The sequence below is a fragment of the Nonomuraea composti genome (assembly GCF_012034275.1).
Classification (GTDB): domain Bacteria; phylum Actinomycetota; class Actinomycetes; order Streptosporangiales; family Streptosporangiaceae; genus Nonomuraea; species Nonomuraea composti.
The window spans coordinates 130,901-146,193 of sequence record NZ_JAATEP010000017.1; the positions used below are offsets into that span (position 1 = coordinate 130,901).

Consider the following 15,293-nt stretch of genomic DNA (forward strand, 5'->3'; position numbering starts at 1 on the left):
AGCAGCGGATGAACCACGTTCTTGAACTGCGGTACCGCCGCCTCCTGCGTGCCTACCCCCAGAACCACCGGGCCTCGCACGGCGAGGAGCTGATCGGCACGCTGATGGAGGCCGCCCGGCCGGGAAAGCGCCGGCCGTCGCTCCGCGAGACGCTACGTCTCCTCGCCGGCGGGTTCACCGTCCGCGTCCGGGCCGCCCGCGCGCACGGCGTGCCGCCATGGACTGACGGCCTGCACCTCGGCGCCCTGATCGTGGCGGTTCTCACGTTCGCGCGGCTTCCCGTCCTGCCGTACCTCATCTACCCGGTGTGGACGGCGCTCGGGATCGTCCTGGTGGTGGCGCTCGTGCGGGGCCGGATGCGGGTCGCGGCTCCTCTCGCGGCGGTCGCCGCGGTGCTGACGAGCCAGCCCATGATCCCGGGGCTCGGCGGCCCGGTGCTCGCCCTCGGCCCGTTGTACGGCGACGTCGCGCCCGTCGCGCCCTACTGGGTGGTCGCGGCCGCCTCGGCGGTCCTGGCCCTTCGGCGAGCGGGGGACCGCGCGTCCGGGAAGGTGCCGTGGCGGGGTACGGCGATGCCCGCCCGGTCACCGTGGTGGCTCCTCGTCCCGCCGGCCAGCTGGGCGTTGCAGCTGACGCAGGTGCCGACGTGGGAACCCGTCTGGGTCGTGTCGCGGGCCGGCCTCGAGGTGCTGGTCCTGCTGCTGGTGCTGGCCGCCACACTGGCCGCCAGGGACGGCCGCTGGGCGCTGGCGGCCGCCGTCCATCTGCTTCCCGGCCTGGTCTACCTGGCCGAGAACCTGCCGGTGACCGGCGCCCGCGGCTTCCTGTACTGGAGCGTGCTCACCGCCCTCGTCGCGGCCTCCTTGATCGCTGCCCGCTGGGTGCCCGCCCCTCCTGCACCACACTCGTGGGAACGGCCGGAGCCGCGCGCTGATAATTGACTCGCCGTGCCAGCGGGGATGCCGGTCTAATACCGCCATGCGCATCACCTCGGAAACGTTCACCGGCGGCATCCGCGAACGGCTCTTCACCATCGGAGAGATTCCCGGGGTGCTGTGGACGCCGGCCGAGGGCTCCGGTCACCGCCCGCTGGTCCTGATCGGGCATGGCGGCGGGTCGCACAAGAAGGGATGGGAGGTCGTCTCCCGGGCCTTCCCGTACGTCACCACCTGCGGCTTCGCGGTCGCCGCGATCGACGCGCCGGGCACCGGCGACAGGCCGGAGCACCCGGAGGTCCGGCGGCTGGTGGCGCTCATCCAGGAACGCGAGGCCGCGGGCGAGCCCTTCTGGTCCGGCCCGGAGTGGCCCGCCCTCAACGAGACCGTGGCGGCGCAGCTCATCCCCGACTGGCAGACCACCCTGGACGCGCTGCGGAAACTGGACTCCGTCGGCGACAGCCGGCCCGTCGGCTACTACGGCCTGTCGCAGGGCGGTGAGATGGGCATCCGCCTCGTCGCGGCCGAACCCCGGATCAAAGCCGCGGTCCTCGGCCTCATCGGAAGCGAGTGGCTCATCGACACCGCGGCGCGGATCACGATCCCGGTCGAGTTCCTGCTGCAGTGGGACGACGAGGGCAACCCGCGCGAGTCGGTCATGAAGCTGTTCGACGCGCTCGGCTCCGCCGAGAAGACCCTGCACGCCAACCCCGGCAGCCACTTCCGGGTCCCGTCCTTCGAAATTGACAGCTCGATCCGATTCTTCGCCCGGCACCTTGGTACGTCAGGGAGCCTCCGCGCCCGGTGAGGACGTGCCGTGCGGTCAGCGCGCCGCCGTCACCGCGCACTCGCCGCAACCGCTTTGCGAGCCGGCAGGAAGGACTGCTGCTCGTCCTCCGGATAGTCACCGTCGTCGTCAGTCAGGCTCGCGCAGCAGCCGGGCGCGCACGATGAGTCCGGTCTGGTCGAGGGCGGTCATCGAACCCACCTCGAACCGCAGGCCCGGGTACGCCTGCCGCGCAACGGCGATCATCTGCGGCGACAGGTCGACGCCGGACACCGGCGATCCCAGGCCGTGCAGGTGCGCCGCCAGGCGGCCAGGACCGCATCCGGCGTCGGCGACAGGTCCTGGACCCGCGGCCCGTACCAGTTCGGCGAAGCCGGTGAGCATCGCCCGGTCCAGCGGCTTGGCCGCCGGCTCGCCCTCGATCCAGCGCGCGTAGTGGACGGCCATGGTGTCGTAGGACGCGCGCGTGGCCCGAAGAAAGTCCGGTTCGGTCACGGTCAGTGATCATATCCGGCGGCTTGGGGACGTTCGTACGAAGCGCGAACCCCCCGGGTCTCGGTCAGCGTCCGGGCGGCGGCTTGCGGTAGGTGACGAGCTCGTCGCCCGGTCCCGGGTACGCCATGATCAGCAGCCGCTGACTGCCCCGTTTCCCGCCTTTGCCGGGGAACCAGGCGAAGTGGACGCGGATGCGGTAGTGCCCCGTGCGGCCGTCGAGCGACAGGTCGGGCAGCTCCATGCCGCCCGTACTCGCCCGGAAGAACATCCGGCCGCCGCGATGGTCGTAGCCGGCCTTTGACGCTCTGGCCGGGCACGCCGTCGTCGGGGCCGGCGCCCGTCCCGGAGGCGTACAGCTCCATTCCCGTTCCCGGCCAGCGCGGATCCTCCAGCCGCACCGCCTTGGCGGGCGCGATCAGAGGGCGGTGGCGAGGGGTGGCCGCGCACTTGCGTCGCTCCTTGGCGTCGGACTCGGCGAACTCGCGGTCCGCGGCGGCCATGTCGGCCTCGACGGTGGCGCCGGCGGCCGGGCAGATCGGGGCGAGCAGGCCGTACAGCTCGCGCACGTCCACCCCCTCCGCGGCGTCCACGCGGGCCAGCTCGTCCGGGTCGTCGCGGGTGTAGACGGCGCACAGGCGGTGTCCGTGGGCGAGCAGCACCTGGTCGGGCGTGCTGTCGGCGAGGCCGAGCGCCTTGCCGGTGCGCACGGCGCAGATGAAGGCGCGCGGGCCGGTGGGCGGCGGCGGGCAGGAGACACAATGCCGCGGACGCGAACACGGCCGTCACCAGCGCGTGGCGGCGCGGGCGGGCCGGGGCGGGGCGGCGTACGGCCCGCCCGGGTGGAGCAGCGGCCGCTCCTCCGCCGTCACGGGGACGCCTCCGTCCTCGTTCGCGAAGGCGGAGGCGTCCCCGTGACGTTGGAGGAAGGCCCGGCGGGCGAGGGGAGCGTCATGGATGAGGTCATAGGCGATGTCGGGGTGCGGGGGGCTGAGCCGAAAAGGCGGGTTCGGTTAGTCGGGAAATGAGTTTATGACGGTCCGAATGGCCGGGAGGGCCGCCGCGGCCGGCGGGAGGAACAGGCTGCGCTTTCGGCCGATATGTCAATGCAAAAACCAGGTGCGTCTGACGAATATGAGCCCCTCTTGCCTTTTCTTCGCCTACGACGCATTATTTCGATCATCGGCTGGGGCGCCCACCAAGCCGCGAAACCCCTTGGTGCTGTTCGGTGCTCAGGAAGGATCGTCCGTGACCCGACGCGCGCTCCTCGCCGCCCCCGCCCATGCCGTCGACGGCGAGCCGGCGAGCGGGACCTGGCACGAGAGCCCCTGCTTCTGACGCAAGGACCCCACCGCTTCCCCCGCTCAGGAAAGGACGATTCATGATCCGTCGCGTGCTGGCTGCCGCCGCCCTGACGAGTGCCGTGCTCGCCACCGTACCGGCCGCCGCGCAGGCCGCCCCCCTGTGCCGGGCCGGCTACATGTGCAACACCCAGTACTTCTCCGACGCCGCCCGCACCAACCTGGTCGGCGTCAAGACGGAGTTCTGCGACGGCGAGGTCTCGATCTGGGGCAGGACCACCGGCTACATCACGTGGTCCGCGAGCCCCTGCGGCTGACGAAGGACGGCCGGCCGCCCCGTCGTGGTGAGCGGGGGCGACGACCACACCGTACGCGTGTGGGACCCCGCGACAGGCGTGAGCGAGCCGCTGGACCTGGGGGCCGGCAGCGTGGCGGCGGCCCCGAGGTGCGGGTGTGGACCTGGACACCGGCGACCAGGTCTGCCCGCCGCTCACCGGCCACGCCGTCGCCGCCACCCCGCGCGGCCACGTCGTCGTCTGCTTCGACCGCGACATCGCCGTGTGCACCGCGACTCCGCCGAGCTGACCCACCGCGTGCCGCCCGGCCTCCCGCCGCAGAGCGCCACCGCGAGGCGCCGCCGGTCCGGCTACGGCCTGAGCACGACGCGCACCTGCGCCGAAGCGTGGCCGGACAGGAGTGCGACGGCACTCTCGACCTCCGCCAGCGGGCAGACCCGCGTGACCGAGGCCGACAGGTCGAGCCGGTGGTGCGCCAGCAGGCCGGCCACCCGTCGCAGGTCCTCCAGGGGGTAGCCGAGGAACGCGGCGGCGGTGTGCTCGCGGTCGTAGAAGCGCCCGAAGTCCTGGATGGCGATCGCTCCCGTGCACACCCCGGCGAGGACCAGGCGGCCCCGCATGCCCAGGAGCGACTGGGCCTGATCGCGCGCTTCGGGACGGCCGGCGAAGTCCACGGCCACGTCGAAACCGCGACCGCCGGTCAGGGCGTCGGCCCGGGCCGGAGCTTCCGGATCGGCCGGGTCGCAGGCCAGGTCGGCGCCCAGGTCGAGAGCGCGCCGGCGGGCCTGCGGCAGGGGATCGAAGGCGACGATCGGCGCCGCGCCGGCGAGCCGGGCGATCTGGACGCCGTGCGCGCCGAGGCCGCCGACTCCCCACAGCGCGACGCTTTCGCCCGCGCGCAGGGCGCCGATCCGGATGAGCGCGCGGTAGGGCACGGTGACGGCGTCCGGAACGATCGACGCGGCCTCGGGCGGAAGCTCGTCCGGCACCCTGACCAGCGCGTGATGGGCGGAAAGGGCGTAGTTCGCCCATCCGCCGTCGACGTCCATGCCCAGGGTGCGCAACGACGCGCACGGCCCGGACATCGACCCGCACGCCGCGCACAGCCCGCAGCGTTGCCGGGACATGGGCATGACGCGCTGCCCCGCCCGCCAAATGCCGGGTACGCCCGGGCCCACCGCGGCGATCGTCCCGGCGATCTCGTGGCCGAGGGTGACGTGGTGCCCCGGCCCGCCGTCGGGGGTGAAGGCACGCAAGGAGCCGTCGAGGACGTGGACGTCCGTCAGGCAGACGCCTGCGGCCTCCACCCGGATCAGCACCTGGCCGGGGCCGGGCCGCGGAACGGGCACCTCGTGCAGGCCGAAGGAGCCCGTCGAGGTCTCCAGCCGCGCGGCGGTCATCGTCTCGGGGAGAACGGCCGGGTCCTGGGTCCCGGCGTCGATGGTGTGCGTCATGCCGCTCCTGTCGGGGGCGTCGGTGGTCAAGAGCTCAAGGCGGTCAGCCGCGCCATGTCGGCCTCGCTCATCCGGCCGGCGACCTCGGCCGCCCCGAGGTTCTCCAGGAGGTGGCCCGGATCGCCGGTTCCCGGGATGAGGAGGATCCCCGGGTGCCGGTTGAGCAGCCACGCGAGCGCGACCTGCGCGGGTGATGCGGCGAGGCCGCCCGCCACCTCCGTCAGCACGGACGCGCGGCGTTGCGCCGCGGTGCCCAGCGGGAAGTAGGGCACGAACGGGATGGCCGCCTTCGTGCAGGCGTGGAGCACGTCCTCGCTGCCGCGGTCGAAGAGGTTGTAGCGGTTCTGCACCGCGGCGACCGGCGCGATCGCGGCCGCGCGAGGCAGGTGGCCGGGAACGATGCCACTGAGGCCCAGGCAGCCGATGTCGCCCTTGGTGACCAGCTCGGCGAGCGTGCCCCAGGATTCCTCGAACGGGGTGGGATCGTGGTCGAGCAGCCCGTCACCGCCGACTCTCAGATACACGAGGTCCAAGCGGTCACGACGGAGGTTACGCAGGTTGTCGTGCACCTGGTGGGTGAGCTCGGCCGGTGCGGCCGCGGGCAGCCACGCGCGGGTGTCGTCCCGCCGGACACCGACCTTGGTGGCGATGAGCAGCGTGTCCGGATACGGGAACAGGGCGTCGCGGACGAGGTGGTTGGCGACCTCAGGCCCGTAGAAGTCGGCCGTGTCGAGGTGGGTGACGCCGTGGTCCACCGCGGTGCGTAGCACGCCGATCGCGCGGTCGCGGTCGGCGGGCGGCCCCCACACCCCCGGCCCGGGCAGCTGCATCGTCCCGAATCCGACGCGGCCCACGGATCGGCCGGCCAGGGAGGAGGGGGATGGTGATGTCGTGGTCATGTCTGCGCTTTCGTGTCGGTGGGCCGATGGCTCGGGCAGGTCGGGGCGGGACGGCGGAAGACGGCGCACGTCCAGGTGAATCCGCCGCCTCCGTTGAGGATCAGCGCGTGCTCTCCCGGCGGCAGCGGGCAGGCCGCGGTGGGGAAGGCGGCGAGGTTCGCCAGCAGGTCTCCCGCTCCAAGGTGTCCGGTGTGCTGCCCGAGATCGAGGCAGGGCACGCCGGGGAGCAACCGTTCCAGGACCGGGCGGTAGAGGGCGGCCAGCGTCCGCGCACCGACCCGCGGCAGCAGGACCATGCGCGGTGCCGGGCCGCCGTGATCGAGACCGGCGTGCCGTAGGGCGGTGCGGATCGCCTCGGCGGCGCCCGCCCGGGCCGCGCTCCGGAAGGTCTCGGCATCGTGCTCGGTGAGGAAGCGCCGGCGGGTCTCGCGCGGATGGGGGGCGCCGGTGTCGCCCGGACGCCGGCCCGCGCGGTGCACGGCCTCGAGGTGCGGGGCGGCGGTGGACGCGAGCGCCATGAGCTGCAGGTCGTCGCGGCCGGGCGCGGGCAGGTCGATGACGGCGGCGCAGCCGGCATCGCCGTACAGCATGATGTCGCCGCGCCAGCGGTCGAATCCGGGCGGGACGAACGTGTCCGCCGCCGTGATCAGCACGGGCCCCGTCTCGGGGTCGGCGGTGAGCCAGGCCGCGGCGGTGTGCAGCGCGGCGGCGGAGCCGTTGCTCATCTGCTGCACCGACAGCGGCAGGGCGCGGCCGGCGCCGAGCCGGTCGGCGATGTGGTGGGCCGGCGACCAGAACGGATGCGCCGGCCGGTGCAGCCAGGTGTGGATCAGGAGGCGGATCGCCGAGGGCCGCGTGGCGGCCTGGTCCAGGGCGAGCCGGGCCGCCTCCACGGCGAACGCCTCGGGGGTGTCTCCCGGCTCGGCGGCGGGCAGTGCCTCGTAGCCGCTGGCCGCATGGTCCTGCGGTCGCAGCAGCCCGCCGGCCAGCGCCTCCGACACCTGCAGCGAGCGGCGCGGCAGGTGGACGGCGGCGGCGCGGATCGCCAGCGGCGCGCGGAGCCTCATGGCGCGGCCCTGGTCGGGGCGGGTTCACCGGGGCCGTCCTGGAGCCGTCCCAGGCACTCTTCCGGCGCCACCCGGGCCGGGTCCGCTCCCTGATCGGTGATCCAGCGGATCATCCGGCGGACGGGCTCCACGCAGTCCTGAGGGAGCTCGTGCCGGTAGTGGGCCGCGTAGCCGAGGTCCACGATCCGCTGCACCCCGTACAGGGGCGCCGTGTCGCGCACCTCGCGGCGCAGGGACGGCGGGTACACGCCCAGCGTCTGCGTCGCGGAGGTGAGGGCCGGCACCGCGTCGCGCGCGTCCGCCACCGGCACGACGTTCACCACCCGGCCGCTCAGCTGCTCGGGGAAGTCGAGCGCTTCGCCGGTGAGCGAGACCACGACGGCGCCCTCACCGTCGTGGCCGCCGAGCACCTTGTACCAGTCGGGCACCGCGCGCAGGGCCTGCAGCCGGGCGCGCAGCTCCGGGTCGAACCGCCGGGCGGGAGTGCTGACCTGTTCGGGCAGTGCCCGGATCTGCGCGTACACCAGGCGGGCCCACGCGCAGGCCCGGGCGACGCCCTCCGCCCCGGTACCGGTGGCGACATAGATGACCTTGCTGTTCATGCAGCCGAGCTGGTTGAGCGCGCCGACGTCCACGGCGGCGCGCCGGGCGGTCTCGGCCATCTCCTCGCCGGAGGCGAAAGCCTCGGGGCCGACGAGGGACGCGCTCAGCTTCGGGTCGAAGGTGAGCAGCTCCAGCCCCGGCCGCAGATACCCGGTGATGTGCCGGATCGCGGCGTGGCCACCCCACGCGACGACCTTCTCCAGGTGCGCCGGATGGTAGAGCTGCCGCTCCAGCGCGGCGTCGCCGCCCTTCCAGTGGAGCACGCTCAGGTGCTTGGTGAGCGGGTGGCCGGGAGCCATGGCGGCGGCGGTGCGGGCGATGGCGGGTGCCGTCAGCGGATCGTTCGACGGGGTCTTGATGATGGCGTCGCCGCGTGTCAGGGCGTTGCGGATGACGGTGAGCGCGGCGATCATCGGGCTGTTGCCGGCGATGACGTGCACCGCACGCGCGCCCATGGCCCGCACCGACGCGGTGCGGCCGTCGGGCTGGCGTACCTGCTGCCAGCCGTCGAGCGCCGCCGCGCCGCCGGCCTGCCGGGCGACGGCACGGATCGCCTCCGGCGTGAACAGGCTCGGCAGATGGGCGTAGGTGCTGAGCAGGAGCGGCGGGGTGAGGTCGGACCAGGCGGAGGAGCGCTGGACGGCCTCGGCGATGAGCGGATTGGCCTCCGGACGCAGCCGGGGGCCGAGTGCCACGAGGTAGTCCTCGATCTCCTGGTAGCGCAGCGCGCCGACGTCCGCCATCGCGGCCGGATCGCGCAGGGGCAGGTCGCGCAGCAGCGTGTGCGGGTCGGGAGCCTGGAAGCCGCCGACGCCGTCGCGGGCGGCGAACCGTACGGGCGGGCCGGTGACGGTCCTGCCCCGCAGCACGGACGCGGCGTGGGGGACGTCGCCGGATTCAGGCACGAGTGTCCTCCAGGTAGCGAAGGGCGTCGGCGTGGGCGTCGGGAGCCGCCGCGCAGGTGATCTTGTCCTCGCCGCCCTGGCCGGCGTCGTAACGCTCGATGCGCCGGTCGATGTGGGGGGTGGAGCGTCCGCACGGGCACGCGGAGAAGCCGGCCGTCACGCGGTCGCCCGAGGCGAACCCTCCCCAGTGGACCTCCGCCATCAGGTCGAAGAAGGCCGCCCGTCCGGTCTGTACGCCGCTGCGGGGAAGCGGCCGCCCGGTGTCGGGGTCGAGGACGTAGAGCACGACCCAGGGCTCGATGTGGAAGCGGCCCTGCGAGCAGAGGTTGTTGAGCGCCATGACTTCGGACAGCGCGTAGATGTGGTGCAGCGCGGGCACGCCGAAGAACGCCCGGACCGTCCGTTCCCAGTCGTCCGGCACGGCCTGGTTCTTGGCTCCGCCTCCGGGCATGACGACGGAGCCCGGGTCGAACACCGCCTCCAGCCCTTGGTCCAGGCCGGCGCGGGCGACGGAGTACAGCAGGTTCCAGGTGTTCATCGCGATGATCCGCCGCCCGCGCAACGTGTCGGCGAGCTCCCGGGCGAACGCCGCCATCGCCGCCCCGGGACGCTGGGCCTCCTGGAACTCCGTCAACCGGGCCGACAGCCCGGGTCCGGCCGGGGCCGTGTCCGCCGCGTGCAGCCGGCCGGCCAGGAACATCACGTCCGCGCTCATCAGGCCCGGATGCAGGCAGTGGAAGCGGTCCTCGCGCTGGGCGAACCGTTCGGCCATCGCCCGCCCGCACCGGGCGATCCCGCTGCGCCCGTACCGGTAGGACGGCCACACGACGTCCACGGGCGGCTCTCCTGCCGCGAGCGCGTCGTGGCCCACGATCCGGAACAGCTCGTCGAACTGCCGGTGGGTGTGCGGCAGGAAGGACATCGTTCCCGACGTGCCCGAGGAATGAGCCAGGCGGAGCTCGGTCTCGGTGTCGATCCGCTCCAGCCAGGAGTCGATGCTGTCGCAGCCGGCGGTGCCGACCCTGGACAGGTCCACCGTGGTGAGCCGCTGGAGCCAGGCGGTGAGCCGGTCGTAACGGTTGGAGGTCAGCAGGGAGGCGGGGTAGGACTTGTACACGGTGTGCGGCAGCAGCAGCGGGGCGATGTCGTCGAGCGTACGGACCTCGTGGATCCCCGCGTCGTCGGCCAGCGTGTCGAGCACGGGCAGGCGGCCGCGCAGCGCCGCGTACCGCTCGCGCAACGCGTCGGTCTGCAGCCGGGCGAGGTCCTCCGACGGCAGCTCGTGCATGGCCTGCCGGGTGCCGAAGAAGCCGATCGGGTCGGCGGGGAAGGGGGCTTCGCTGGTCATGCGGTGGCTCCAGTCGTGGTCGGTTGCCTGCACCGGCGTCCGGACAGCAGATCGGTCAGGTGGGTGGCGATCTGGGCGGAGGTGGGCCGGTTCCACAGGACGTTGGCCGGCAGGGCGACGTCCGTGCGCTCCTCAAGGGCGACCCGCAGCCGGACCGCCAGCAGGGAGTCGATCCCCAGGTCCGGCAGGGCGCGTTCACCGTCGATCGCGTCGGCCTGGGTGCCGAGCACGCCGGCCACCGCGGCGCGGACCTCGTCGTACACGGCCGCGCGCAGCTGATCGCCGGGGAGGGCCAGCAGGCGCGCCGCGGCCGCGTCGGGGGCGCCGGCCGCGGTGCGGCCGGGCCGCGCGGGAGCTTTCAGGCCGCGCAGCAGCGGCGGCCGGCTCCCGTCGCCGCCCCGCCCCGTCAGGCGGAAGACCGCCAGGTGCGGGGCGGCCGCCTGCACCGCGCCGTCCCAGGCCCGCAGCGCCTGGTGCGCGGTGATGTCGCCGACGCCACGGGCGGCGAGCTCGGCGTCGATCACGTCGGAGGACATGGACATGCCGAGGCCCCGCCAGCTGGTCCAGGCCAGCGACACCGAGGTGTCGTCCGGCGCGACGGCCCGCCGGTGCACGGCCAGGGCGTCGAGGAAGGCGTTGGCCGCGGCGTAGGCGCCCTGGCCGGGCAGCCGGAACAGGTGCCCGGCGGAGGAGAACAGGACGAAGAAGTCGAGGCCGCCGGGCGGATACAGGGCGTGCAGGGCGAGCGCGCCGGCGACCTTCGCGCGGAGGGTGGCGCGCACGTCGTCGTCGGTGAGCTCGGTCAGCCTGCGGTTCACGACGGTCCCGGCCGCGTGCACGACTCCCCGCACGGGCGGCATGCCCAGCACCTCGGGATCGAGCAGCCGCTCCAGCGTCGCGTGGTCGGCGACGTCGGCTGCCACGACGCGGACGGTGACACCCTGCGCCTCCAGCGACCGCACCGCATCGACGCGCCGGCGCACCACCGGCTCGGCGACGGCGGGCCAGGCCGTCCGCGGCGGCAGCCCGGTACGCCCCAGCAGGACCAGCCGGCGGGCGCCGCGGGCGGCCAGGTGGGCGGCGATCTCCAGGCCGAGCGCGCCCAGGCCCCCGGTGATGAGGTAGGCGCCGTCGGCGTGGCACCGCAGCCGTTCCCCGCTCCGGGCGTCGCCGGCGCCCGCGGTGGTCAACCGCAGCGTCTCGACGACTCCCTGCCGCACGGACTGGACGTCCCGGTCGTGCGACGTGCCCAGGAGGCCGAGCAACGCGGCGACGTCGGCGGCGGCCGGCCGGGCGGGCAGGTCCACCAGGCCTCCCCAGATGCCTGGACGCTCCTCTGCCGCGATGCGCGCCAGCCCCCACAACGGGGCCTGGGCGAGGCTGGAGCCGTCGCCGGCCTCGCGCACACCGGTGGTGAGGCACCACAACCGGCCGGCGGTCATGCGGCGAAGCACCTGCAGCATCCCCAGAGCAGCCGCCTCGGCTCCTTCCACGCCGGCTCCCTCAGGTGCCGCGAACAGCACGGTCGGGGGCGCGTCTGACGGCAGCCGGCCGGGATCGTCGACCAGGTGCAGCCGGGTGCCGAGCTCCTCGGCGAGCAGCGCGCGAAGCGTCTGCCCGCCGCCGACCAGGACGACCTGTCCCACGACAGGCGGGACCGGGGCGGCGGGCGCCACGGCCCGCCAGACGGGCTGGTGGAGCAGCGCGCCGGCGGGCTCGGCCTCGACCGTGGCCGGATCCAGCAGGCCGAACCTGAGCCCCGACAGCCGGGCCGAGCCGGCGCCGTCATCGCCGCGGATGGACACGTCGACGGTGTCGGGCCCGGTGAGCCGCACCAGGATCCGCGCCCGGCCGGGTGCCGGGCCGCGCAGCACGGCCTCGTCGATCGCCGCGGGCATGCGCAGGGCGGCCGGGCCGGGAAAGATCGTCGAGGCCATCGAGGTGGCCGCGTCGAGCACGCTCGCCCAGCTCGCCGGAGCGGGCGACCGCTCCGGCGCCGCCGCCACCAGCCCTTCCAGGCTGGCGGGACGCCGCCGGATCCAGGCGAAACTCCAGGGGAACCCCATCGCCGCGACCCCCAGCTCCGCCAGCCGCTCCCGCACGTGGCCGGGGTCGAGCGGCTCGGCCGGCTCCGTGGCCGGATCGCCGCCGCCGTCCGCTTCCAGCGGGCGACCGGGCGCGACCTGCGCGGTCGCGTGCGTGAGCCAGCCGGAGGTGCCGTGCGCCCGCGACGCGAGCCGGATGACGCCGTCCTGCCGTACGACCTGGACGTCCCTGGCGGTGTCGGCGCTCACCGGGATGCGCAGCCGCACGTCCCGCAGCCCGACGGGGGAGGACGGTTCGCCGGTGTCCGGGAGTGCGGCGGTGAAGAAGGTGTTGAGCAGCACGGCCGCCGGGACGATCTCGACGCCGAGCACCGGGTGCGACAGCGGATAGGGCCGGCTGTCGAAGTCCAGGTGCGTCGCCCACAGCCGCATGGGGGGCGAGGTGCCGACCTCCTGCCCCGCCCCCAGCAGGGTGTGCCGGTCGGGGTCGTGGCCGCCCGCCGCGGCGCCGGCGGGAGATCCGTCGACCCAGTACGGGACGTGCTGCCAGCAGGTCGTGGGCAGGTCGGTGAGCCGGCCGCCGGGATGCAGGGCCGGCCAGTCCACCGCCGCGCCGTGGGCGTAGAGCCGGCCGAGATTGTCCAGCAGGGTCACGCGCTCCGGTTTCGCGCGGCGCAAGGTGTGCGCCACGCACGCCGCCGAGCCCGCCTGCGTCCCGGTCAGGGTCTCCTCGATGGAGTGCGCCACCACCGGGTGGGGCGAGATCTCCAGGAACAGCGTGTGCCCGTCGTGCGCGGCCGCCTGGACCGCGGCTCTCAGGCGCACCGGCTCGCGGAGGTTGGCCGCCCAGTAGGCGCCGTCGCGCGAGGTGCCGGACCGGGGGTCCGCGAGCGCCGTGGAGTAGAGCGGGATCCGCGCGGGGGAGGGGCGAAGGAAGCCGGCCGCCTCGACGAGCCGGGGACTCAGCGGCTCCATCCGCTCGCTGTGGAAGGCGACGTCGGAATCGACCCGGCGGACCGCGACGCCCTCAGCGCTCCAGGCGCGGCACAGCTCGTCGACCGCGTGCGCGTCGCCGGCCACCACGCACGTGTGCGGCGAGGAGTCGATGGCGGCGCTCACGGCGCCGCCGAGCGTCGCGATGCGCCGGGCGGCCTCGTCGAACGGCAGGTCCACCTGCGCCATGGCGCCGCGGCCGGCGACCCGTGCCACCAGTGCGGAGCGGCGGCACACCAGCCGGGCGCCCTCCCGCACCGTGATCGCTCCGGCGGTGACCGCCGCGGCGATCTCTCCCACCGAGTGGCCGATGACGGCGGCCGGCCGCAGGCCGTGGGCACGCCACACGGCCGTCAGCCCCACCTGGACGGCGAAGATCAGGGCCTGGACCCGGTCCGTCCCGCCGAGCCTGCCCTCGCGGAGCGCCTCGATCGGGGAGAATCGCATCTCCTGCTCGTAGACGTCGGCGAACGCGTCGAGCGCGGCGGCGAACGCGGGCTCGGCGGCCAGCAGTTCCTGGCACATGCCGGCCCATTGGGAGCCGTGTCCCGAATAGACCCACACGGCATCCCGTGCGGTGTCCGGCGCGCGCGTCGGCCGGCTGTCCGGACGTGCGGCGGCGCGTAGCGCGGTCGTCAGCTCCGCGTGGTCGGCCGCGACGACCGCGATCCGGTACGGGAGATGCTGGCGGCGCAGCGCGAGGGTGTGCCCCACGTCGCGCAGCGCGCTTCGCGGGGCCGCGTCCGCCAGCCGCCCGGCCAGCTCCCGTACCGCGGCGGCGGACGCACCGGACACCGGGAAGAGCCGCGGAGCCCCGCGGTCGCCGGCGTCCGGTGGCGCCGGGGGTTCGGAGCCGGGCGCTTCCTCCAGCACCACGTGCGCGACGGTGCCGCCGTACCCGTAGCTCGACACGCCCGCGCGGCGCGGCCCTTCCGGCCAGGGGGTGGTCTCGGTGACCAGCCGCAGACCCGAGGACCGCCCCTGGAGGAAGGCGGCCGGGCCGGTGGTCATCGGCAGCGCGGGAAGCGTCTTGCGCCGCATCGATTCGACGGTCCTGATCAGCCCCGCGATCCCGGCCGCCGCCTCCAGGTGCCCGATGTTCGCCTTCACCGAGCCGATCAGGCAGGGCGGCCGGTCCGTCCGCCCGGCGCCGACGACCTCGGCCAGCGCCGCGATCTCCACCGGATCTCCGAGCCGGGTGCCGGTGCCGTGCGCCTCCACGTAGTGCACGTCCTGAGGGGCGATCCCGGCCTGCGCGTAGGCCCGGCGCATCACGTCGGCCTGGGCCGCGGAACTCGGCGCCATGATGCCCTCGGTACGGCCGTCCTGGCCCACCGCGCTGCCGCGGACGACCGCCAGGACCCGATCCCCGTCACGGCGGGCGTCGCGCAGCCGCTTCAGCACCACCACGCCGCAGCCCTCGCCCCGGCCGTAACCGTCGGCCGCCGCGTCGAACGGCTTGGATCTCCCGTCGGGGGAGATCGCGCCCGCCGCGTCGAGCACGACGGTGAGCCCGGGCCCGGACATCACCAGCACCCCACCGGCCAGCGCCAGCGGGATCTCGCCCAGCCGCAGCGCCTGGCACGCCTGATGGAGCGCGACCAGGGAGGAGGAGCAGGCGGTGTCGACGCTCAGGCTGGGCCCGCGCAGGTCGAGCGTGTAGGAGATGCGATTGGCCGCCGCACAAGGGGACGCCCCGATGCCCGTCCACGCGTCGATCCCGGGGAGGTCTTCCAGCAGCCGGCGCCCGTAGTCGTCCGACCCGACCCCGGCGTAGACGCCGGCGCGCGTTCCCTCCAGCGAACGCGGCGGGATGCCGGCATGCTCCAGCGCCTCCCACGCGACCTCCAGCATGATGCGCTGCTGGGGATCCAGCTGCCGGGCCTCGGAGGCGGAGATGCCGAAGAAGGCCGCGTCGAACCCCGCGACGTCGCGCATGAACGACGCCCGGCTGGTCGTCCGGCGCAACACGGCCGCCTGCCGTGGCCCCGCCCGCCGATAGGGGTCCCAACGGCCGGGCGGGAGGTCGCCGCAGGCATCACCGCCCTGTTCGGTGAACTCCCACAGCGCCGCCGGCGAACGAATGTCGCCGCCCGCGCGAAAAGCCATCCCGATGATCGCGATCGCTTCGACGGGGTGATCGGCGGACGTGGGGGTGCGGCTCATCT

General features: G+C 74.5%; 12 protein-coding genes. 4 read left to right on the forward strand and 8 right to left on the reverse strand.

The genetic code is table 11. The features are described from left to right. Positions 1-8 precede the first annotated feature (8 nt). Both HCN51_RS24475 and HCN51_RS24480 read left to right on the forward strand, forming a co-directional pair. Positions 9-941 carry a hypothetical protein gene (locus tag HCN51_RS24475; protein WP_168011837.1) on the forward strand — a complete coding sequence of 311 codons (933 nt, stop codon included), beginning with the start codon at positions 9-11 and terminating at the stop codon, positions 939-941. Between the two features lie 37 nt (positions 942-978). Beyond that, positions 979-1,743 (forward strand): dienelactone hydrolase family protein, encoded by a 765-nt coding sequence (locus HCN51_RS24480; RefSeq protein WP_168011839.1) that lies wholly within the window; start codon positions 979-981, stop codon positions 1,741-1,743. 108 nt (positions 1,744-1,851) lie between these two features. Here HCN51_RS24480 and HCN51_RS24485 read toward each other — a convergent pair whose 3' ends face one another. Beyond that, positions 1,852-2,217 (reverse strand): methyltransferase domain-containing protein, encoded by a 366-nt coding sequence (locus HCN51_RS24485; protein WP_168011841.1) that lies wholly within the window; start codon positions 2,215-2,217, stop codon positions 1,852-1,854. A gap of 2 nt (positions 2,218-2,219) precedes the next feature. After that, the gene (locus HCN51_RS24490) at positions 2,220-2,924 is read right to left on the reverse strand and encodes a hypothetical protein (RefSeq protein ID WP_168011843.1); all 705 of its coding nucleotides are present in this window, start codon (positions 2,922-2,924) and stop codon (positions 2,220-2,222) included. Between the two features lie 671 nt (positions 2,925-3,595). Here HCN51_RS24490 and HCN51_RS24495 point away from each other — a divergent pair. Continuing rightward, the gene (locus HCN51_RS24495; protein ID WP_080039601.1) at positions 3,596-3,832 is read left to right on the forward strand and encodes a DUF6289 family protein; all 237 of its coding nucleotides are present in this window, start codon (positions 3,596-3,598) and stop codon (positions 3,830-3,832) included. Between the two features lie 136 nt (positions 3,833-3,968). Then, positions 3,969-4,100: a hypothetical protein gene (locus HCN51_RS61460; RefSeq protein ID WP_277350075.1), complete on the forward strand. Its 132-nt coding sequence runs from the start codon at positions 3,969-3,971 to the stop codon at positions 4,098-4,100. A 61-nt stretch (positions 4,101-4,161) separates the two neighbouring features. Here the strand turns inward: HCN51_RS61460 and HCN51_RS24500 are convergent, their stop codons facing one another. From HCN51_RS24500 to HCN51_RS24525, 6 genes are read right to left on the reverse strand one after another with little or no spacing between them, the layout of a single operon-like run. After that, positions 4,162-5,265: a zinc-binding dehydrogenase gene (locus HCN51_RS24500; RefSeq protein ID WP_168011845.1), complete on the reverse strand. Its 1,104-nt coding sequence runs from the start codon at positions 5,263-5,265 to the stop codon at positions 4,162-4,164. 26 nt (positions 5,266-5,291) lie between these two features. Next, positions 5,292-6,164: an oxidoreductase gene (locus HCN51_RS24505; protein ID WP_168011847.1), complete on the reverse strand. Its 873-nt coding sequence runs from the start codon at positions 6,162-6,164 to the stop codon at positions 5,292-5,294. Next, positions 6,161-7,231, reverse strand: a complete 1,071-nt coding sequence (locus HCN51_RS24510; protein ID WP_168011849.1) for a beta-ketoacyl-[acyl-carrier-protein] synthase family protein — start codon at positions 7,229-7,231, stop codon at positions 6,161-6,163. Before HCN51_RS24510 ends, HCN51_RS24505 begins: the two co-directional genes overlap by 4 nt. Beyond that, positions 7,228-8,739, reverse strand: coding sequence for an acyl-CoA reductase (locus HCN51_RS24515; protein ID WP_168011851.1), 1,512 nt, complete (start codon positions 8,737-8,739; stop codon positions 7,228-7,230). The genes HCN51_RS24510 and HCN51_RS24515 overlap by 4 nt, the downstream gene beginning before the upstream one ends. Next, on the reverse strand, positions 8,732-10,087 hold the full coding sequence (locus tag HCN51_RS24520) for a long-chain-fatty-acid--protein ligase (RefSeq protein WP_168011853.1): 1,356 nt from the start codon (positions 10,085-10,087) through the stop codon (positions 8,732-8,734). The genes HCN51_RS24515 and HCN51_RS24520 overlap by 8 nt, the downstream gene beginning before the upstream one ends. After that, positions 10,084-15,291 (reverse strand): type I polyketide synthase, encoded by a 5,208-nt coding sequence (locus tag HCN51_RS24525; protein WP_168011862.1) that lies wholly within the window; start codon positions 15,289-15,291, stop codon positions 10,084-10,086. Before HCN51_RS24525 ends, HCN51_RS24520 begins: the two co-directional genes overlap by 4 nt. Positions 15,292-15,293: the final 2 nt, after the last annotated feature.

Coding starts and splice junctions, on each gene's coding strand:
- HCN51_RS24505 (WP_168011847.1), bottom strand. CDS start 6,164: ATGACCACGACATCACCATCCCCCTCCTCCCTGGCCGGCCGATCCGTG.
- HCN51_RS24495 (WP_080039601.1), top strand. CDS start 3,596: ATGATCCGTCGCGTGCTGGCTGCCGCCGCCCTGACGAGTGCCGTGCTC.
- HCN51_RS24480 (WP_168011839.1), top strand. CDS start 979: ATGCGCATCACCTCGGAAACGTTCACCGGCGGCATCCGCGAACGGCTC.
- HCN51_RS24475 (WP_168011837.1), top strand. CDS start 9: ATGAACCACGTTCTTGAACTGCGGTACCGCCGCCTCCTGCGTGCCTAC.
- HCN51_RS24520 (WP_168011853.1), bottom strand. CDS start 10,087: ATGACCAGCGAAGCCCCCTTCCCCGCCGACCCGATCGGCTTCTTCGGC.
- HCN51_RS24510 (WP_168011849.1), bottom strand. CDS start 7,231: ATGAGGCTCCGCGCGCCGCTGGCGATCCGCGCCGCCGCCGTCCACCTG.
- HCN51_RS24500 (WP_168011845.1), bottom strand. CDS start 5,265: ATGACGCACACCATCGACGCCGGGACCCAGGACCCGGCCGTTCTCCCC.
- HCN51_RS24525 (WP_168011862.1), bottom strand. CDS start 15,291: ATGAGCCGCACCCCCACGTCCGCCGATCACCCCGTCGAAGCGATCGCG.